The sequence below is a fragment of the Haloarcula salinisoli genome (genome assembly GCF_019599405.1).
Lineage (GTDB): Archaea > Halobacteriota > Halobacteria > Halobacteriales > Haloarculaceae > Haloarcula > Haloarcula salinisoli.
Genome location: NZ_RKLQ01000002.1, coordinates 816,826 through 835,988, shown reverse-complemented (window position 1 = coordinate 835,988; position 19,163 = coordinate 816,826). Strand labels below are relative to the sequence as shown.

Sequence of the window (19,163 nt, the reverse complement as noted above, 5' to 3'; positions counted from 1 at the left end):
AGGGAGACCGCTTACCGCACGACGGTCACCGGCACCGTCGCTCGGCGGACGACGATTTCGGCGACGCTGCCCAGCAGAATTCTGGACATCCCCGAGCGGCCGTGGCTCCCCATCACAATCTGGTCGATGTCGTGCTCGTCGGCGTACTCGACGATGGCCTTGGTCGGCCGGCCGACTTCCACGACCCGTTCGACGGACTCGACGCCGCCCTCGCGGGCGATAGCCGCCAGTTCGTCGAACCGGTCGCTGGCCTCGGCCTGTTTCTCCTCGTACCACTCCTCGGAGAAGGAAGGGACCGACGCCTGCGCGCTGTAGCCCGCCTCCGCGGGGTTGATGACGTGGAACAGCACCACCGTGGCGTCGGGGAAGTTCTCGACGGCGAAGGCGGCGGCCGCCTCGGCCTGTTCGGAGCGGTCGATCGGGACGAGAACGCGCTTGGTCATACCTCCCATGCCACCGTCGGCGGCTTGAATGTTCGGCCCGTCGGCAGCGAGGTGGTGACCGCAGTGACCCTCCTCGCTACTGCTCCGCGGGTCGCGTTGCTCCCCGCTCCGCTACGAGATGTCTCGCGATGCCAGACATCTCGCTACTGCTCCGCGGGTCGCGTTGCTCGCGGTTCCACCGCTCGCTTCGAGGCGCTTCGCGCCTCGCTCTCCCCGCGTCGCTATCCGAGGTTTTCGCTCACTCCGTTCGCTCAAACCTCGCTACTCCCTGCCGTGCCGTGTCACACACGTCGAGAGCCCGATGAGTTCCACGGGCTCGGAGTTGTCCGGTGAGTAGACCACGCGCTGGCCCTTCTCCATGTAGGGGACCTTCGATTCGAGGTTCGTGGGGATGTTGACGGCCTTGATGGCGTCCTCGTCGCCGAGATTCAGCACCATCGTCGTGTTGATTTGCTTGAATACCGGGTCGGCGATGTCCTGTGGGTCCTGCGTGATGAGATACAGTCCCAGTCGCTCCTTGCGGCCCTGTTTCGCGGCTTCGGTGAACTTCCCGATGACCTGTCGGCCCTGGACGCTGTCGGCGTCGGTGAGGAAGTTGTGGGCCTCGTCCATCCCGAGCACCAGCGGCGTCTCCTTGATGCGGTCGTAGGTGGGGTCGTTCGAGAGCTTCTGGTCGATGAGCAGGCTGGAGACGGCCAGCACAATCGTCGACGCCGTCCGGGAGTCCGTGATGTGGTAGGTGGGAATCACGGTCAGCCCGCCGTCCCGAACCAGCTGTGAAATCTGGTCGGTGATGGGGCGGGCGTCCTGGTCGAAGACGCTCCCGAAGCCCTGGACCCGCCGTTTCACGGCGTCGAAGGTGGCCTCGTGGATGTCCCCGGTCTCGTCGAGCTCCTCCTTGAGCGCGGGGTCGCTCAGGAAGGTCGTGAACTGGTCATACGTGGCGCTGCGCCCGTATTCGCGCTTGAACCGCGGCAAGAGTGTGTTCGTCAGCGCGGTGTACTGGTTGTCGTTGAGGCTGGAGCCGGCGATGAGCCACGGGTTCGAGTGGACCAGCGAGAACGGGATGGTGAACTCGACCTGTTCGGCGCGGTGGTGACTGGCGTTGTACTCGGCGCCTGCTACTTTCGGAACGAAGGCGATGGTGTCGTCGTGCCCGCCCGTCTTGACGCCCTCGCGCTCACAGCGGCGGGCAAAGTCGTCCGTCATCTTGGGGTTGTCGTCGTGCATCTGGGCGTACTCGTCCTGGGGGTCGAACTGGACGACGGCGAGTTCCGGCGTGCGGCCGTCGCCCATCTCGTAGGTGCGACCCAGATACTGCCGGAGGACGTTCTTCGAGCTGTGGGTCTTCCCGGAGCCGGTGCCACCAGCCACGAGCGTGTGCCGGAAGACGAGCGGGTCGCCCGACTCGTAATCGTCTTTGAGTCGATAGTCGATGGTCGGCGGGCTGGCGCTGGTCTTGACCTTCTCGCCGCCGACGGAGAGGTGGCCCAGGAAGACGCCGTCCTCGGGGATCTTCAGCCCGGTCTTGATCTCGGATTTGTCGGTCGCCTCGCGGACGACGGTCTCGGGTTTGGGGACGCGGTCGGTCATCCGGCGCTTGAGCTCGCCGTCGTCGGAATACAGCACCGCGATGGGGTCCAGTGCCGCCATGAACTTGAAGTCCTGCTCGTCGATTTCCGCCTCGCGCATCGCCCGTCGGGCGTGTATCTCGGTGGCGTCGTCGGCGCGGAACTCCTGGGCGTACTCCAGGGCGGAGATGCGACAGAAGAGCCGCTCGCCGTCGGGATAGGGAATCAGGAGGTACTTCCCCAGACGGACCCGTGAGCGGTTCTGGACGGTGACGTAGGCCTGCAGGTTACACTCTTCGTCGTCCTCACTGATGCGGAGCCCGTCGGCCGCCGAGAGGACGCCCAGCCCGGTATCGGTGCCGGCCGGCGTCACGTCCATGGTCTCGAAGTCGTCGTCCGCGGTGTCGCCGACGGCGTCTGTGGTGGTGGCGACGCCGTCGGCAGCGTCGCTGTCGGCCGCCGCTGTCCCATCGGCCGACCCGTCGCTCTCGTCGTCCTCGCCGTCGAAATCAGTGAAATCCCCGAGGTCGGACATACAGCCACCCACGGTAGCCGGGGATTAACACCTTTCCCCAGCACGCCGGATTGTGTTTAGTTAGGAGTCTTCGAGTTCGAACAGCCAGAAAGCCCCGGCTGTCCTCGGAAGCGAAGCTTCCGATTGCCCGCGAGAGCTATGCTCTCGCCCTGGCTGAACTCGGAGGTGGTTCGAAAGACGGCGGCGCCGTCTTTCGTCATCACGAGAGAGGTTCGCTCTCTCGAACGACCTCGCTGCGCTCCTCGGCCTTCGGCCTCCGGTGCTTACTTCGTCCGCCTTCGTTCAGCCAGCCGCCGGGAGACCAAAGGTCTCCCGAGCTCGCGGGCGGCTGTGCCACCCGCGAACGCCCCTTTCAGTCCCTCCCGTCCCCTGGTTGACCAGCCGGCACGGGTGGGGTTTTCTGGCACTCCAAATCGGTTCAAGCTAAGGTAAACGTTACAGTCCGACGGCAAGCCGAGCTTATCGGGGCTCTCCGCGGGGCCGGTGACCGACAACGCGGCGATAACAATAGACAAGTAGTCCTTCCTGACGGGTGATGCAAGTCACATACCTCGAATCGGCGGCGGTGCTGATCGAGACCGAAGACACGTCGGTCCTCTGTGACCCGTGGCTCGTCGACGGCGCGTACTACGGCTCCTGGGCCCACTACCCCGAACCCGATTTCCAGCCGGAGGATTTCAACGACGTGGACTACATCTACGTCTCCCACGTCCACCCGGACCACTTCCACCCGGACAGTCTGGCACGCATGGACGACGACATCCCCGTCCTCATCCACGACTACCGCTGGGACTACCTCAGAGACGCCGTCGAGGAGCTGGGCTTCGAGGCCGTCGAGCTGCCCCACGCCGAACGATACGACCTCGGCAGCGACACCCACATCCAGATTCTCGCCGCCGACGGCTGTGACCCAGAGCTCTGTGGCAACTTCTTTGGCTGCTCGTGGTACGACAAAGAGGCCGACCAGGACGGCTCGACGCAGGTCGACTCGATGGCCGTCATCGCCGACAGCGAGGAGACGGTGGTCAACACGAACGACTGCCCCTACCCCATCGCCGAGTCCAGTTGCAAGAAAATCAAGTCTGAGTACGGCGACATCGACCTGCTCGCCCACCAGTACAGCGCCGCGCAGTTCTACCCACAGGCGGTCACCAACTACACTCACGAGGAGAAAATCGAGGAGCGCGACCGCGTCATCCAGGAGAAACACGACCTCGCCCTGAACTTCATCGACCTGTTCGAACCGACGTACTACCTCCCCTTCGCCGGCGAGTACGTCCTGGCCGGCGACCTCGCCGAGCTCAACGAGTACACCGCCAACCCGCCCCGCATCGAGGCCAAGGCGTTCTTCGAGGAACACACCGGGCCGGAACACGAGTGTGTCTTCCTGAACACCGGCGAGCACATCGACACCGCGACCGGCGAGCGCTCGGCCCCCTTCGAACCAATCGACCAGGAAGCCAAACAGGAGTACATCGAAACCGAACTCGCTCCCCGCGAGTTCGACTACGAACACGACCCGATGCCGAGCCTGCAGGAGTTCCGTGCGTACGTCCCGCTGGCCTACGAGAACATGGAGGGCAAGCGGGCCAACATCGGCTTCGAGAGCGACACCACTGTCCTGATTCCGCTCGTCGCCGACGCCTGTCTGGAACTGTCGATGGACGGGTCGGGCTTTTCCTACACCCGTGACCTCGACACGGACGACTACGACGACGGCTGGGTGAAGATGGATATCGACCCCCGCCTGTTGATGCGCCTGTTCGAGGGCCCCCATCGGGCCTACTGGGCCGACGCCAAAATCGGCTCCCACATCGGCATCAGCAAGGAACCCGACATCTACGAACGGGGCCTCTACAACGCGCTGGGCGAGTTCCACGCCGACGGCGCCGACGTGCAAGCGACCGCGAGTCACGCTCGGGCCGGGTCGGACTGATAGGGACTGCCCTATTTTCGAAGGTTCGTCACATCCATCACGTCCTGAAGCAGCTCGGTCTGAAAGTCGCTGTCCGCGACGACGAGCTCGTCGCCTGTCGACCGCGCAGTTGCGGCAATCAGCATATCCGTCGTCGCCAGTCGGTTACCCTTCTCCAGCAACGCGTCTTGCAGCCGTGCCGCCTCAACGGCGATAGGTTCGTTCAAATCGAGCGTCTGCACGTCCGCTATCTCCTGACGAACGGCGAGTACGTCGGTCTCACCGGTCCCGAGCCGTCCGTTGATATACTCGAAGGCACAGATAGTCGAGGTGTACCACGGACGCCCCCTTTCGAGGTACTCTACGGCCCGCTCGTCGCCTCGCTGGTAGGCGATGATGCCAGAGGTGTCGAGAAACATTACCGGTCGCGTCCCTCGCGGACGATATCCATGGCGTCCTCGGCCTCATCTTCAGATAGCGTCCCCGGAGACATCCCATCGCCAGTCGCAGCGACTATCCGGAGCAGGAACTCGTCCCACGTCTCGTCGTCGCGTTTCGACTCGTCAAGTCTGGCTTTCGTCTCCGAGTCGAGGGGAATTGACGTTCGACTCATATGAATTCGTAGTGAATTCGTGTACCTATCAGTTTCGGCGGCCTCTATGTTGCATGAGGAGACAGAGCGGTGGCCGGGCGCGGCCTCCGTGCCGCGCCGACGGGGAAAGGCAGGCTGTCCAGAGTGAGCATCCGGCGGCGGAGCCGCCGGTTCACCGGACGCGAGCGTGGCGAGCGTCCGGCAGTTTTTCCCCAAGTTTTTGCAAGGAATGGTGTCCGGAGGGCCGCGAAGCGGCCCGAGGACACCCGACGCAGTAAAAAGTGGGTGCCCGTTAGGCGAAAGCAACGGGCTGGCTGCCCGTCTCCTCGTCCTGGTCGATCTTCTCCAGGGCGTCGTAGAAGTCGGCCTGCTCGATGGTGGTCCGGTCGTCGCGGATGGCGAACATCCCGGCCTCCGTCGTGAGCGAGGCCAGCTCGGCGCCCGAGAGGCCCTCGGTCTCGGCGGCGAATGCGCCCAGGTCCACGTCGGCGCCCAGATTCATCTCCTCGGTGTGGATTTCGAGGATGCGCTCGCGCCCCTCGACATCGGGGTTGGGCACCTCGATGAGGCGGTCGAACCGGCCCGGACGGAGGATGGCGCGGTCGAGCATGTCGAAGCGGTTGGTGGCGGCGATGATGCGAATCTCACCGCGGTCGTCGAAGCCGTCCATCTCACTGAGTAGTTGCATCATCGTCCGCTGGACCTCGGCGTCGCCGGAGGTCTTCGATTCGGTTCGCTTGGCGGCGATGGCGTCTATCTCGTCGATGAAGATGATGGCGGGCTGGCGCTCGGAGGCGAGTTCGAAGAGGTCACGGACGAGGCGGGCGCCCTCGCCGATGAACTTCCGGACGAGCTCCGAGCCGGCCATCTTGATGAAGGTAGCGTCGGTCTCGTTGGCGACGGCTTTCGCGAGCATCGTCTTGCCGGTGCCGGGCGGACCGTGCAACAGGACGCCGCTTGGCGGCTCGATACCGACGTCTTTGAACTGCTGGGCGTTCAGCAGCGGTTCCTCGACGGCCTCTCGGACCTCGATTAGCTGTTCCTCGAGCCCGCCGATGTCCTCGTAGGTGACGTCGGGCGAGGACTCGACCTGCATCGCCTGGGCGCGCGAATCCGTCTCGGCTTCCAGAATCTGCTTGACGCTGAAGGAGTCGTTGATGGCGACGCGGTCCCCGGCTTCGAGCGTGTCCCGAATCGACGGGGAGACCTCGGTCAGGACCTCCTGGTTGTTGCCGTGCTGTTTGACGACGACGCCGTCGTCGGTCAGCTCCTCGGCGGTCGCGATGTACAGCGAGGACGTTTTGAGTGTCTCGTTTTCCCGTTCGAGCTGGTCGACGTCCTCGGAGAGGTCGGCCTGGCGTTCCTGGGCGCTGTCGAGCTGGTCGGTGAGCTGTTCGTTGACACGGACTATCTCTTCGAAATGGTCCCGGAGCGCCTCGAGACGCTCTTCCGGCGTCATCTCTGGGTCGAGGTCGAGGCGTGGTCGTTCCGGAAGCGAGGGACTGCGCGACATTTGACTGCCCGGTACTACCGGTTGAGACTAAAAGTGCCTTTGGGTCACACACCCGGTTTGTGTCGGTCGACAGTCGGAACCGGAGTCGGGGGATGGCCGACCCTACTGCAGACTGGCGAACTCGTCGAGATACTCGCCGTAGGTCGACAGGGCCGACTCGACGGGGTCGGGCGAGACCATATCGACGCCGGCGCCCCGCAGCAGTTCGAGCGGGTACTCCCGCGAGCCACTGGCGAGGAAGTCGATGTAGCGCTGCGCGGCGGGCTCGCCCTCTTCGAGGATACCGTCGACGAGCGCGACCGCAGCCGAAATCCCGGTCGCGTACTGGTAGACGTAGAACGCCCGGTAGAAGTGTGGGATGCGCATCCACTCGCGAGCGATGCGGTCGTCGAGTTCGGCGGGCGCGTAGTAGTCGCCCTTCAGGTCGGCATAGAGGTCGTCGAGCCGGTCCGGCGTCAGGGGCTCGCCGGCCTCGGCCATCTCGTGGGTCCGGTGTTCGAACTCCGCGAACATGGTCTGGCGATAGAGCGTCGAGCGGAACCGTTCGAGATACTCGTTGAGGACGTGTCGCCGGAGCTGTTCATCCTCCACGGTGTCGAGCAGGTGGTGGGTCAGCAGCGTCTCGTTGACCGTCGAGGCCACTTCGGCGACGAAGATTTCGTACCCCGAGTAGACGTAGGGCTGGGACTCGCTGGTGTACTCCGAATGCATCGAGTGGCCCAGTTCGTGGGCCAGCGTGTACATCGATTCGACGTCGTCCTGGTAGTTCATCAGGATGAACGGCTGGGAGTCGTAGGTCCCGCCCGAGTACGCGCCCGACTGCTTGTGTTTGGTCTCGTAGACGTCGACCCACCGCGAATCGAGACCCTCGGCCAGCCGGGACTGGTACTCCTCGCCCAGCGGCGCGACGGCCTCGGTGACGTACTCGCAGGCCTGCTCGTAGCTGACTTCGGGCGACTCCTCCTGGACGAGCGGGACGTAGAGGTCCCACATCCGCAGCTCGTCGCCCTCGACCGTGTTCGCCTTCAGTTCGGCGTGGCGGTGGAGTTTGTCCAGATTGTCGTTGACAGTGTCGACGAGCGTGTCGTACACCTCGACGGGAACGTTGGGGCCGTTCAGCGCGCCCTCGCGAGCGGTGTCGTAGTTGCGGGCCTGCGCGAGCTTCACGTCCGTCTTCACCGAGTTCTTGTACGCGGTGCCGACGGCGTTTCGCACGCCCTCCCACTCGTCGTAGAAGGTCTCGTACACCCGCTGGCGGAACTCGCGGTCCGGGTGTTTCTGCAGCGTCGTGAAGTTGTTCAGCGTGATGGGCTGGTCGTCGCCGTCTGGACCCTCGACCGTCGGGAACTCCATGTCGGCGTTGGCCAGCATGTTGTACACCTCGCCGGCGGCCCCCGTGACCTCACCCAGTTCCGCAAGCAGGTTCTCGACCTCCGTCGAGCGGGTGTGGGGTTTTATCCGCAACACGTTGTCGAAATAGTGCTCGTACTCGGCCAGCGCGGGCTCGGCCTCGACCAGCTCGTCGATGTCGCGCTCCGTGAGTTCCTGCAGTTCGGGTTCGAGGAACGATGCCGCCGAACTCGCGTCCGAAGAGAGCGACTGGGTGCGCGCGGTCAGCGCCTGGTAGGTGTCGTCTGTCGTGTCCTCGTCCCGGCGCATCCGGGCGTAGGCGGCGACGTTCGAGGCTTTGCGCATCAGCTGTTCGTACGTCTCAAGCGTCGCCAGGAGGGTGGGGGCGTCGTCCGTGCAACGGCCCTCGTAGGCCTCGAGGTCCTCGATCAGTGCCTCCGCTTCCTCGTAGGCCGCTTCCCATGCCTCGTCGTCGGCATAGAGGGATTCGAGGGCCCACTTGTACTCCTCGTCGATGTCGTCGCGTGCGGGTACCGAACTCATGTGCTTCGGGGTAGGAAAGCCGCCGAAGTAAGCCTTTCCGGGCTGTAGTCGACCCGGGCGGGTGGAAGCAGTCGATTACGACAGCAACGGGTCGAGATCCCCAGCATCGAACTCCGCGGGCATCCGCCCCGCCGTCGCGTAGACGTACACCACCGTCTTGAGGATGCCCCGGAGCGTCGTCGAGACCAGTTGCGAGAGCACCGCTCCGGCGACGAGAATCGGGGCGTACACCAGTGGACTGGGCGTGATTTCGCTCAGTCCGAACGCCAGCAGGTTCGCCAGGACGAAGATGCCGAACCCGACCGCTCGGGGCGCACCGAGTCCGATCACTGTCTCACCGACGTTCTCTCTGAACACCTGCCCACTTCGCCTGAACATGCCCCGTAGCGACTGCTGGGGATCCAGCACGGCGACCGGAACGATGAAAAACGTCATAACGGTCCAGACGGCCCCGAACACCACCGTGAAAACCTTCGATACTGGATTGTCCGAGCTCTCTATCGCGTCGATGATAATCCCGACCGTCGCGGCGATCACTGCCCAGGCCAGCAGGTCGTACTTGGCGGTCCAGGCCCGCGCCATCCCGCGTCTCAGGTTCACGGGTTCGTCGGCTAAGGCGTACCGGGATTCGGCGACCAGCGCACCGGTGAAAAACACCGAGACGAACGTCGTTCCCAGATAGCCCAGGAAGAGAGCGGGGACGGTGACGACAGGATTCCCGCTAATCGTCGCCAGGAACCCGGAGCGGGTCTCGAAGGCTTCGAGTCCCTCGATGCCGACGAGCACGCCGAACGTCGAACCGAGTAGTAGCCCGAGGAAGAGCAGCGAGCTGATTCCGGCTATCAGCGGAAATACCAGCAGCTTCGGGTTGTGCCGCAGGACTACGAGCGCCTGGCCCACCATGCGGATGCCGCGTTTCAGCTGCGCGAGCACCCTCAGGTCCCCTCCCGCACCGACGGGCCGCCGGACGCATACTCGTCGCGCACGAAAAAGTAGAGCGCCCAGATGACGACCGCTGTGATACCCCCGAGGAACCCGGTGAGAAACGACCCCGCACCCCACGCGAACGCGTGACTGATATCGCGTCGTTTCGCATCGCGGTATATCCAGACGGAGACACCCAGATTAACGACGAACGTTATGACCATTATCCCCAGGATGATGAACAGTTCCACGTTGACCGGGCTTCCTGCCTGTAGTGGGAGCGCCATAATTTCGGGTTCGGCAGGGCCGATTATAAATATAGAAGTCGATTTCGCGGCCACGAAACGGCTATTCGCACCCGGAAAACGGCCCGGATGGGGTCAAAGGTGACCCGGCAAGCGTTCAGTCGGCCGACGGGCCAATCACGGCTGGTGGCTCCCAGCGTCGCTACCGGACGAGACGCTCGCCGGCGAAGAGAAGGAGCGTCGCAAGTAGTAGCTGGAGGGCCGTGACGCCGATAGCCATTCCGCCGGCCGCCAGGACGCTGCCGGCCGGTTCCACGAGCCCCCCGCCGTCCTGGACGAGTCCGATGATGACGATGCTCACGACGCTACTGACAAGCGCCGTCAACAACAACCCAGTGAGCACGAACACCCGGAACCCTGCCGTGTCCGAGACCGTGAGAAAGCCGATGGAGAGCCGATCGTGCGGGGCTTCGGCGGCGAGGGCGTCTTTCCCTTCCGGGGACAGCGGCCAGTCCGACTCCTGGTAGTTGATGTAGTACAGGGTGACCGAATCGGGATACGTCTCTGCGGCGACGATGTCGATCTCCTGTAGCTCGTTCAGCCGGTTCCGGACGGTCGCTTTGCTCACGTCCGGTTTGACACGAGCCTGGAGCTGCCTGGCCGAAAAGAAGGGACGCTCCGACGTGACCATCGTCTCGACGACGTGCTCCTGTGTGAGTGCGTTGTCGAGATTCCGGTCGAGCCGGTTGTCGATCCAGTTCGGAAGCTCGGACACGGTAGGTTGGGACAACGATGGGGAGAGTATAAAAACGCGGCCGGATTTCGCGGCCGCGAACCGGGTATCATCCGGCTTGAATCGACGTCTGACCCGCTGTGTCACATCGCCACCGACGGCGGGCTATTCCAGCCCCGACACCACACACCCAGCGACCCGCGCCGCTGTCTGGCGTTCGACATGCAGGTCCTCGAACACCGAGCGGGCGGTCTCGACCGCCTCGTCGTCGGTCTCGAACAGCACATCCGGGTAGTCCACCCCCGAAAGCACCAGCGGATAGGCCGGGGCCGGCGCGACTCCCTCGGGACCCGGCAACGGCTTCGCAGCAAAGACCCGCTCGACTTTCGAGCGTGAGGATTCGCCACGGAGAATCTCGTCGAGCAGGCCGACGACCCGGCGGACCAGCTGCCGGGCGAAGCCGCCGGCCCGAAACCGGACGACCAGCGTATCGCCGTCCCGCTCGACACGCCCACGCAGCTCCCGGACCGTCCCGTCGTCGTCGGGCGTCAGGTTGTGGTAGTCGTGACGACCACAGAGGGCCTCGAGCGTCTCGGTTGCCAGGTCGTCGTCGGCCTCCGGTGCGTGCAGGAAGTAGGTGTAGCGTCGCTCCCTGGCCTCGTGGGTCGCGTGAAAGTCCTCGGGCACGTCGGCGCTCGCCCAGGCGCAGACGTCGGCGGGGAGTTCGCTGTTGAACGCAGACGGCGTGAGCCAGTCGGGCGCCTCGAAGGCGACCGTCTGTGCGACCGCCGAGACGCCGGCGTCGGTGCGACCAGCCGCCGCGTAGCCCTCGGGGATCGCATCACGCTCACAGACGCTCAGTCGGGCCAGGCCAGCAAGGAGCGCTCCTTCGACGGTCGGCACGTCGGGCTGGCGCTGGAACCCGCTGTAGGGCCGGCCGTCGTAGGCGACCCGGTAGGCGCGCATGGCGCGGTATTTGACGAGCTTGCACTTGTGAGCCCCGACTTTGTTTCCGTCCGCTGTGAGCCGACGAGTGGGCCACAGCCGGGCGGACCGGACCGGTTCTCACGGGGCGAGGATAGTAGCGGGGTTTAGGGGACTCGGGGCCGTAGCTGGCAATAGAATGGCATCATCCGCCGAGGACAGCCGCCAGTTTCCCCGTCCCCCACATGAGTTTACCGACGGCGAGAGTCGAACGGTCCGGATGGCGGCCTACGACGGCGAGGCCGAGCCGCTGGTGTCGATGTACACCGACTTCGACGCGGACTCCCGGTCACAGGGGGTCCCGCCCCGAAAGGAGCCCGCCATCCGCGAGTGGGTCACTGACCTGCTGGACGAGGGTCTCAACGTCGTCGTGTGGCACGACGACCGGCTGGTAGGCCACGCCGTGTTGATGCCAGTCGAGGACGAAAGCGCGGAGCTGGCCATCTTCGTCCACCCCGACTACCAGTCGGCGGGCATCGGGACGGAGCTCATCAAAGTACTGCTGGGCCACGGCCAGGAGGAAGGCCTCGAACACGTCTGGCTGGCCGTCTCCCAGCGCAACCACGTCGCGATGCGCGTCTACCGCTCGGTGGGCTTCGAGACCCGCCTGCGTGAACACGTGGAAATCGAGATGGAACTGGACCTGTAGCTCCTCTTGCCGGCAGTATCACTCGCCGGGGAGTTCCTGTCCGCCACCCGCGGGCACCTTCGGCGACTCGATACCCTCCCGGGCGAAGGCATCCAGTACCCGTTCGGTCACGTCGGTCTTGAACGGGTACTCGTTGCGCAGGTCGGTGACGTAGGCCTTGCCCGTCAGCGTCCGGTAGTAGTGGTCGTCGCCGACCAGCACGGTGTACCGGTGTTCCGGCGAGACCCGAACGTACGGGGAGGTCAACAACGCGTCCTCGACGATGTCTCTGGCCCGGTCGGCGTCGGCGTCGACGTCGATGTAGAACTCCACGACGACGAGCATCTCGGCCGCGCTGTCGTTGGCGTTTGCCACCGCGTCGTTCAGGAACGTGAAGTTCGGCACGACCACGACGGTGTCGTTCGGTGTCATCAGCTGTGTCGACCGCAGCCCGATATCGGTTATCTCGCCGTAGTGGTCCCCGATAGCGACCTTGTCGCCGACCTGGTAGGGCTGTTCGACGACGAGGATGAGCCCGCCGACGATGTCCGCGAGCAGGTCCTTCAGGCCCAGCCCGATAGCGGCACCCAGCAGGCCCGAAAAGGCCACGAGCTGGGCGCTCGTCAGCTCGAACAGCGTCGTCACGATGATATACAGCGCCGTGCCATAGACCGTGAACTTCAACAACGGAATCAACAGCGTCACGCGGAAGCGATGCTGTGCGAGCCGGTCGGCGACCGCCGTCAGACCGGCGCTCAGGACTCGCCCGGTGGCGTAGGCGACGACGAGCACGAGGAGTGCCGAGACCACCGTCCCCGGGTCGAGCGACGGGCCGTCGGTGACACTCGCCTCGGTCGCGACCTGGGCCATCCGACTCACGGCCAGACCAACCCCCGTCGGTGCAGCTCCTCGACCGCAGGATGGAGCCCAAGCGGCTGTAACCTGACTTCGGTCCCCTCGACGCGGACGATACCCTTGTTGGCCAGCGTCTGAATCTCGGTACCGATAGCCTCCTGGTCGAGCATATCGGCCAGCTGCGCCCGCTCGACGCCCTCCAGAGCGACGACGAGCCAGAGCAGGAACGCCGCGTCGTCGGAGATACGGTGACAGTCCTCCACCGGGTCGTCGATATACGCCGGCGCGATGGTCCGCCCGTCCATCCCCTCGTTGACACACCGGTCCCACAGCGACGTCGCGATGCCGGGCGTGCCGTTCGAGAGCCGGCGGAGCTTCTCGAAGACGACCGCCTCGATGCTCTCGGCGTCGTCCCAGATGGACCACGAGACCAGCCAGGAGAGGTTCGGCCGCACCAGCGGGACCGACAGGGCACGGTCGCCGGGCAGCGATACGTCGTGGCGGACGAGGTCCAGCGTCTTGATACGGCCGGCCTCGCCGGTGTCGACGTAGTCGGGGTAGGGCCCATCGTCGTGGGCGCGGATGACCGACTCTATCTGTTCGGCGTCAAGCGGGGGGAGGGTAATCGAGAGCGGGAACGCCTCGTCGATGCGCTGGACCGCGGTCAGATACTGCCAGCTGTACCGGTTCCACCCCGTGATGACGAGCGTGTTCGTCATCGCGAGCCGCTCCAGAAACGCCTCGAGCCGGTCGAACCCGTCGATATCGCGGCGATAGAGATAGTGACACCCCTCCAGGATGAGCGCGCGCTCGCCCTCGATTTCGGGTAAGTCCTCACCGTCGGCGATACCCGATATCGAGTACCGACGAGCCCGGTCACCGAGCAACTCGGCGGCGTACTCCAGCAGGGCGGCCCGGCCGCCGAACGGGTCCGAGATGACGGCGACGTTCGAGTCCACCCGGTCCAGCGTCTTGTCCGCGTCGAGATACTCCGCGACAGCCGTCGAGAGGCGTTCGACCTGTGGGCCCAGTCCCGCCGCTCGGAGCTGCTCGATGGGAATCGTCACGCCGTCCGCATCCCCCATGACATGTGCGGTTGCTACAAACCTCCCGTGAACCGTAATAAAAGTTCCCACACCGCCCGTGGCCAGGCGGCCATATCCGAGCGTCTCCCAGCACAACCACGTCGCAATGGGCGTCTACCGCTCGGTGGGCTTCGAGACCCGCCTGCGCGAACACGTCGAAATCGAGATGCAGCGGGGCCTCTAGGACTCCAGTTCGGGTTCGCGGTCGGCCAGCCGTTCGGTCTCGACCAGCCGTTCGGTCTCGACCAGCCGTTCGAGCCGTCGTTCGAACTCCTCGTCGGTCAGTTCTCCCCGGGCGTATCGTCGGCGGAGGGCAGCTATCGGCGTGTCGGCCGTGGTCGCCGCCCTCTCGTCCGCTGTTTCGAGCGGGGCGGACTCCATCTCGGACGATTCGTCCGCTGAAGACGCCGTCCCGAGTATCAGGACGAGCGGCGTGCCGATCAGGAAGCCGACGACGAACAGCGCCCCAGCGAGCCGTGGGAGTCCGAAGAGCCCGAGCAGGACAGTGAGTCCATACGAGAGGACCGTGACGGCGGCGGCGAGCCGCCACGTCCCGAGGGACGGGAACATATGTCAATAGAGCGACGTTAGGCTGAAAAAGCTAGGCCGTCACTCGGCGAAGTCCTCGAACGTCGGCCGGTCGCGGTCGCCCGGGAACTCGTCGACGGGAACGGCAACCTGCTCGCCGTCGTCCATCTCCTTCAGGGTTATCTCGTCGTCCTCGAGGTCGCGCTCGCCGACGATGACGACCGTCTCGGCGTTGACGTTGTCGGCATAGCCCATCTGTGCGCCAAAGGAGCGGTCGGCGATATCGGTCTCGACGACGTGGCCCTGCTCGCGCAGGTCACGGGCGATGCGGGCGGCCGTGGACCGCGTGTCGCCCACCTGCAGGACGTAGTAATCTGTTTCGAGCGCTTCCTCGGGCCAGACGCCGGCCCGTTCACACAGCAGCTGCAGGGTGGCGTGACCCGGGGCGAAGCCTACGGCGGGCGTCGGCTGGCCGCCGAAGCCCTCGATGAGGTCGTCGTAGCGACCGCCGCCGAAGACGGAGCGAGAGACCTCGCCCGTCGCGTCGAAGCACTCGAAGACGACGCCGGTGTAGTAGTCCAGTCCGCGCGCGGTCGACAGCGAGAGTGTGAGCTGGTCCCGGACGCCGAAGTCGTCGGCAGCCGCGAGCACCGCACGGAGGTTCTCGGTGGCGTCGGCCACGGTCTCGGACCGGTCGGCGAGCGTGTCGAGGTCGTCCTCGCCGGTTTCCAGCAGGTCGTCGAACGCCTCGGCGTCGTCGTAGCTGAGCCCGGCCTCGTACAGCGCGTCGAGATACTCGTCGCGGTCGACCTTCGCGCGCTTGTCGACGGCGCGGATGGCCTCGCGAGTGTCGACGTCGGCGTCGAACGATTCGAGCAGGCCCGAGAGAATGTCCCGGTGGGAGACCCGAATCTCGAAATCGTCGTTGTCGAGCCCGAGGTCGTCGAGCATATCGACGGCGACGGCCAGAATCTCGGCGTCGGCGTCGGGCTCGCTGGAGCCGAAGATGTCGACGTTTGTCTGGTAGAACTCCCGGAACCGGCCCTGCTGGACCTGCTCGTAGCGCCAGAACGGCCGCGTCGACACCCACTTGATGGGCTTCTGGAGCTCCTGTTGCTTGGCGACCATCATGCGCGCGACCGTCGGCGTGAGTTCTGGGGTCAGCGCCACCTCGCGGCCGCCCTTGTCCTCGAAGCTGTACAGTTCCTCGACGATCTCCTCGCCACTCTTGTCGGTGTACATCTCGGTCGGCTCCAGAGCCGGCGTCCCTATCTCCCGGAAGCCGTAGCGCTGGGCGGTGTCCTCGATAGTGTCCATCGCCCAGCGCCGCGAACCCATCTCCTCGGGGTAGAAGTCACGAAATCCCTTGACAGAGTCGTACATGATTGGCGCTACAGCGAGGGCGCGCTTGAAACTGTTCGTTCGCGTCTCGCGGCAGCGGCAGGGCCACCGGTTCCTGTAATCGGATGGGTGCTCCTGTCACTGAATAGATAGTATCGGCCGCCGCCGGCATGAAAAGAGTTACACGAGCATACCGCAGGACTCCGGACAGTGACGTCGACTGACGACAGCGAACTCGTGAACGTGAACCGACCCGTCGCCAGCGTCCAGAAGCTGGCCTCGGCAGCACTCTGTCTCGTCGCGGTGGGCCTGAGCGTCTACGCGGCGGTAAACGACGTCTGGTCTTTCGCCGCCATCTTCGCCCTCGGGCTCGCCCTGGCGGTCCAGTCCTACAGAGCCGTCGACGACCCGACGGCCGGGCTCTAGCATCGCCGGCAGCCGTCCCAGACGATGACGAGGGCGCTACCGACGGCCGCGCACCCGTGACTGGGTGTGGTCGGGAAAGACCTCGGCGACGGCCCCGTCGCCGTATTCGTCGACGAGCAGCGCCCGCAACTCCACCTCGTAGTCGGCCTTCGGAATCTCGGCGCTCGGCCCCGTCTCGACCACGAGTTCGTCGGCGGCCATATCGTCGATGGCGCCCCGACCGATGCCCGCGAGCGGCGCGAGGTAGTCGACGTCGAAGCGGTCCTCGACGCTCTGGGCGAACGGGCGCTCGATAGTCGGGACGCGGTCGTCCCGGCGGGTGCCGTCGGCGACGGCGTCCAGCCCGTCGGTCCACTCCCCTTCAGCGACCCGCTCGACGGCGTGCTCGTGGACCTGCTGGATGCCGTTGCGGGGGTAGCCGTCGTCGTGCATCCGCTCGACCGCCTCGCGGGCCACGTCGGGGTCCAGGGCGACCGTCTCGTGGGGGAATCCAAGGGCCTCGGCGGCTTCCCGGGCGGGTTCGGGGCCGACGACGCCGAAGCTCGCGGTCACGAGCGTCACGTCGTAGAAGTCCTCGAGCAGGAGCCCCGCCAGTGTGGAGTCCTTGCCCGCGCTAAACAGCAGGGCCGCTCGCATCTACCGGCGCTTGATGTCGAAGCTCTTCGAGTCGGGCGTCAGCTCCGAGAGGAGCTGTTTCATCTGCTCCTCGTCGATGGTATCGCCGACGCGGCCGCTGCGGGCCAGCGCGACGATCTGCTGTTCGACCTGTTCGCCCACGTCGGGTTTGGACATCTTGACCGTGTTGAGCCGCTTGCGGGCGCCGTCGGTCAGGTGCTGGCGGAGGATGGCCTTCTTCTGGGCCTCGGCCTGTTGCTGGGCGGCCTGCTGGGCCTCGGCGTCGCCCTCGCCCTGTTGCTCTTTGAGCTGTTCCATCTTCTGCTTGCGGAGCTCTTCGAGTTCCTCCTCGCTGGGGTCACCACTCATAGATGTCAATAGCTACCGGGTTCGGCGGGAAAACGATTTCGGAGCCCCAATTAGGCGTAGCGTTCGAGTTCGGGACGGTCGAGGTCCTCGAGAACCTCGCCGGCGGTGTCGTCGAGCAGGCTCCGACCCTCGCCGGTGACGCGTCGGCCGTCGGCCTCGCTGGTCTCGACGTAGCCGGCCTCTTCTAGCTGCTGGAGCGCGGTGCGGATGATGGAGCCCGACCCCTCGGCCTTCTGTTTGGGACGGACGCGGTAGCGGGTGGTACCCTGTTTCGAGGTCCCGTACTCGGTCTTGAGAGCGTTGACGCCCATCGGGCCGTCGACGGCGACCTTCCGGAGCAGGCTGGCGGCGCGTCGCTCCCAGAAGTCCGGCTGTTCGGGCGGGAGCTCGCGGTCGACGCCGGTCTTGGCGACGGCGGTCCACTCGGGGGCCTCAACGGCGTCTTCGTCGTTGAACGTCTCGGTGAGGGCCTCGATGAGGTCCTCTGCGGGCACGTCGTAGAGTGTCGTCATTGGCCCTTGCTTCCCGTTGGCGTCATTTAAGCGCATCGTTGTCCGGCCCGGGGCGTGAACGGTCACCACGCCGGAGCCGCCCCAGCGGGCTCACTCTCTGGCGTTCGCCGCGGCGTGGTCGGCACCGAGAGCGCTGGCGACGCCGGCGCCGAGCAACAGCGGGAACAGATACGTCGCCCCGCGATGGATGAGCACCGCCGAGGCCGCTACGGCCGCCGGGACGGCAGTCGTCGAGACCAGCAGCGTCACCAGCACCGTCTCGATAGCGCCGGAGCCGCCCGGCAGCGGGGTCAGGCTCGCGATGCTCCCGACCGGGACCACCAGCAGCGTCGTCGAGACGGGGACGGCATGTCCCACCGCGTACAGTGAGAGCCACAGCGAGCCGGCCAGACAGGCCCATCCCAGCCCCGAAAAGCCAAGCGTCTGCAACAGCGTCCGCCGGTCCGTGGCGATGCGGTCGATGGCGGCGAAGAAACTCTCGATGCGGGCCGCGATGGTCGCGGTCGTCGGCGGCGACCACTTCGGGACGGTGTGCCCGAGCCAGCGGATGACGGGGGTCAGAAGCCGGACGACGGTGTGCTCCAGTTCGTACCGGTAGCGCCAGCCCAGAAAGCCGGCGACCGGGAGCCCCACCGCCAGCGCCGCGACGGCGACCGCGGCGAAGGCGAGGTTTCGCCCGAGCTGGACGGCACCCACCGTCACGAACGTGAACCCGGCGATAGCGAACGCGACCGAGGGGACAAAGTGGGCCGTGTCGACGCTGGCGATGGCGGCCAGCCCAGTCTCGTACTCCGTGTCGGCCGCCGAGGAGATGAGCAGCGCCGAGAGCGGCTCGCCGCCGGCCTGCCCGAAGGGAGTGACGTTGTTCGAGAAGACGGCCCCAGCGTAGACGAGTACCGCCATGTGGGCCCGTATCGGACTCCCGAGGGCCCGCAGCACCGACCACAGCGCCAGCCCCCACGTTGTGAGCCACAGGACAGCGAGCGCGCCGACGAGGACGAGCGCGACCGGGTCCGCCGTCAGCAGCGCCGAGACGGTCCGGTCGACCCCGACGACCCACACCAGCACCGCGAGGACGGCGAGCGCGCCGACGAACCCGGCGACTGTCGCCGCGCGATTGCCGTCCATACCACATCGGTGGGCCGTCTGGGGTTTGAACGTACCGACCAGAAAATGGAAACTGTGTGGTGGCGACTGCAGGAGCGGGCAGTTTGAACAGCCAGAAAGCCCCGGCGGGCTGAACTCGGGGGTGGTTCGAGAGACGCCGATGGCGTCTCTCGTCATCCCGAAAATCGAAGATTTTCGGAGAACTCGCTGCGCCCTTCACTCGTGGTTCGAGAGAGCAAAGCTCTCTCGTCATCACGAAAGGCGCTTCGCGCCTTTCGAACGACTTCGCTCGTTCCAGTGCTTGCGAACGGGCCGTAGGCCCGTGAGCAGACACCGCAGGCCGAAGGCC

At 65.5% G+C, this 19,163-nt stretch carries 22 protein-coding genes; 4 read left to right on the top strand and 18 right to left on the bottom strand.

Going from position 1 to position 19,163, the window contains the following annotated elements; translation table 11 throughout:
• Positions 1 to 11 precede the first annotated feature (11 nt).
• A complete protein-coding gene (locus EGD98_RS13510; RefSeq protein WP_220588894.1) occupies positions 12 to 443 on the bottom strand; it encodes a universal stress protein in 432 nt (143 codons plus the stop codon).
• A gap of 261 nt (positions 444 to 704) precedes the next feature.
• On the bottom strand, positions 705 to 2,549 hold the full coding sequence (locus tag EGD98_RS13505; RefSeq protein WP_220588893.1) for an ATP-binding protein: 1,845 nt from the start codon (positions 2,547 to 2,549) through the stop codon (positions 705 to 707).
• A 535-nt stretch (positions 2,550 to 3,084) separates the two neighbouring features.
• On the opposite strand from EGD98_RS13505, the gene EGD98_RS13500 reads away from it, so the two are divergent.
• On the top strand, positions 3,085 to 4,485 hold the full coding sequence (locus EGD98_RS13500) for an MBL fold metallo-hydrolase (RefSeq protein ID WP_220588892.1): 1,401 nt from the start codon (positions 3,085 to 3,087) through the stop codon (positions 4,483 to 4,485).
• Positions 4,486 to 4,496: 11 nt separating this feature from the next.
• Here the strand turns inward: EGD98_RS13500 and EGD98_RS13495 are convergent, their stop codons facing one another.
• The 8 genes from EGD98_RS13495 to truA all read right to left on the bottom strand — a co-directional run bounded on the left by EGD98_RS13495 (position 4,497) and on the right by truA (position 11,330).
• Positions 4,497 to 4,883: a PIN domain-containing protein gene (locus tag EGD98_RS13495; RefSeq protein ID WP_220588891.1), complete on the bottom strand. Its 387-nt coding sequence runs from the start codon at positions 4,881 to 4,883 to the stop codon at positions 4,497 to 4,499.
• A complete protein-coding gene (locus tag EGD98_RS13490; RefSeq protein WP_220588890.1) occupies positions 4,883 to 5,077 on the bottom strand; it encodes a DUF7557 family protein in 195 nt (64 codons plus the stop codon). Before EGD98_RS13490 ends, EGD98_RS13495 begins: the two co-directional genes overlap by 1 nt.
• 271 nt (positions 5,078 to 5,348) lie before the next feature.
• Positions 5,349 to 6,569 carry a proteasome-activating nucleotidase Pan2 gene (gene pan2 / locus EGD98_RS13485; protein WP_220588889.1) on the bottom strand — a complete coding sequence of 407 codons (1,221 nt, stop codon included), beginning with the start codon at positions 6,567 to 6,569 and terminating at the stop codon, positions 5,349 to 5,351.
• A 102-nt stretch (positions 6,570 to 6,671) separates the two neighbouring features.
• Entirely contained in the window at positions 6,672 to 8,462 is a 1,791-nt protein-coding gene (gene pepF / locus EGD98_RS13480; protein WP_220588888.1) for an oligoendopeptidase F, read from the bottom strand.
• Between the two features lie 75 nt (positions 8,463 to 8,537).
• Positions 8,538 to 9,395 (bottom strand): DUF6159 family protein, encoded by an 858-nt coding sequence (locus tag EGD98_RS13475; RefSeq protein ID WP_220588887.1) that lies wholly within the window; start codon positions 9,393 to 9,395, stop codon positions 8,538 to 8,540.
• Positions 9,396 to 9,397: 2 nt separating this feature from the next.
• The gene (locus tag EGD98_RS13470) at positions 9,398 to 9,673 is read right to left on the bottom strand and encodes a hypothetical protein (protein WP_220588886.1); all 276 of its coding nucleotides are present in this window, start codon (positions 9,671 to 9,673) and stop codon (positions 9,398 to 9,400) included.
• Between the two features lie 160 nt (positions 9,674 to 9,833).
• A complete protein-coding gene (locus EGD98_RS13465; RefSeq protein ID WP_328762967.1) occupies positions 9,834 to 10,406 on the bottom strand; it encodes a hypothetical protein in 573 nt (190 codons plus the stop codon).
• Between the two features lie 123 nt (positions 10,407 to 10,529).
• Positions 10,530 to 11,330, bottom strand: coding sequence for a tRNA pseudouridine(38-40) synthase TruA (gene truA, locus EGD98_RS13460; protein ID WP_220588885.1), 801 nt, complete (start codon positions 11,328 to 11,330; stop codon positions 10,530 to 10,532).
• Positions 11,331 to 11,487: 157 nt separating this feature from the next.
• On the opposite strand from truA, the gene EGD98_RS13455 reads away from it, so the two are divergent.
• Positions 11,488 to 11,997 carry a GNAT family N-acetyltransferase gene (locus EGD98_RS13455; protein WP_220588884.1) on the top strand — a complete coding sequence of 170 codons (510 nt, stop codon included), beginning with the start codon at positions 11,488 to 11,490 and terminating at the stop codon, positions 11,995 to 11,997.
• An 18-nt stretch (positions 11,998 to 12,015) separates the two neighbouring features.
• Here the strand turns inward: EGD98_RS13455 and EGD98_RS13450 are convergent, their stop codons facing one another.
• Together EGD98_RS13450 and EGD98_RS13445 are read right to left on the bottom strand one after the other, a co-directional pair.
• A complete protein-coding gene (locus tag EGD98_RS13450; RefSeq protein WP_236039549.1) occupies positions 12,016 to 12,846 on the bottom strand; it encodes a mechanosensitive ion channel family protein in 831 nt (276 codons plus the stop codon).
• 5 nt (positions 12,847 to 12,851) lie between these two features.
• Positions 12,852 to 13,916, bottom strand: a complete 1,065-nt coding sequence (locus tag EGD98_RS13445) for a hypothetical protein (protein ID WP_220588882.1) — start codon at positions 13,914 to 13,916, stop codon at positions 12,852 to 12,854.
• A 58-nt stretch (positions 13,917 to 13,974) separates the two neighbouring features.
• Between EGD98_RS13445 and EGD98_RS21040 the strand changes: the two genes are divergently transcribed.
• A complete protein-coding gene (locus tag EGD98_RS21040; RefSeq protein ID WP_268899184.1) occupies positions 13,975 to 14,100 on the top strand; it encodes a hypothetical protein in 126 nt (41 codons plus the stop codon).
• Here EGD98_RS21040 and EGD98_RS13440 read toward each other — a convergent pair.
• Positions 14,097 to 14,486, bottom strand: a complete 390-nt coding sequence (locus EGD98_RS13440) for an SHOCT domain-containing protein (protein WP_220588881.1) — start codon at positions 14,484 to 14,486, stop codon at positions 14,097 to 14,099. The two genes, EGD98_RS21040 and EGD98_RS13440, sit on opposite strands and share 4 nt — an antisense overlap.
• 39 nt (positions 14,487 to 14,525) lie before the next feature.
• Positions 14,526 to 15,827, bottom strand: coding sequence for a histidine--tRNA ligase (gene hisS / locus EGD98_RS13435; RefSeq protein ID WP_220588880.1), 1,302 nt, complete (start codon positions 15,825 to 15,827; stop codon positions 14,526 to 14,528).
• A gap of 168 nt (positions 15,828 to 15,995) precedes the next feature.
• On the opposite strand from hisS, the gene EGD98_RS13430 reads away from it, so the two are divergent.
• Positions 15,996 to 16,211: a hypothetical protein gene (locus EGD98_RS13430; protein WP_220588879.1), complete on the top strand. Its 216-nt coding sequence runs from the start codon at positions 15,996 to 15,998 to the stop codon at positions 16,209 to 16,211.
• Between the two features lie 36 nt (positions 16,212 to 16,247).
• Here the strand turns inward: EGD98_RS13430 and EGD98_RS13425 are convergent, their stop codons facing one another.
• The 4 genes from EGD98_RS13425 to EGD98_RS13410 form a co-directional block, all read right to left on the bottom strand.
• Positions 16,248 to 16,847, bottom strand: coding sequence for a DUF7411 family protein (locus EGD98_RS13425; protein WP_220588878.1), 600 nt, complete (start codon positions 16,845 to 16,847; stop codon positions 16,248 to 16,250).
• Positions 16,848 to 17,195, bottom strand: a complete 348-nt coding sequence (locus EGD98_RS13420; RefSeq protein WP_220588877.1) for a DNA-binding protein — start codon at positions 17,193 to 17,195, stop codon at positions 16,848 to 16,850.
• Positions 17,196 to 17,245: 50 nt separating this feature from the next.
• Positions 17,246 to 17,707 carry a 30S ribosomal protein S19e gene (locus EGD98_RS13415; RefSeq protein ID WP_220588876.1) on the bottom strand — a complete coding sequence of 154 codons (462 nt, stop codon included), beginning with the start codon at positions 17,705 to 17,707 and terminating at the stop codon, positions 17,246 to 17,248.
• Positions 17,708 to 17,797: 90 nt separating this feature from the next.
• Positions 17,798 to 18,835 (bottom strand): lysylphosphatidylglycerol synthase transmembrane domain-containing protein, encoded by a 1,038-nt coding sequence (locus EGD98_RS13410; protein WP_220588875.1) that lies wholly within the window; start codon positions 18,833 to 18,835, stop codon positions 17,798 to 17,800.
• Positions 18,836 to 19,163 lie beyond the last annotated feature (328 nt).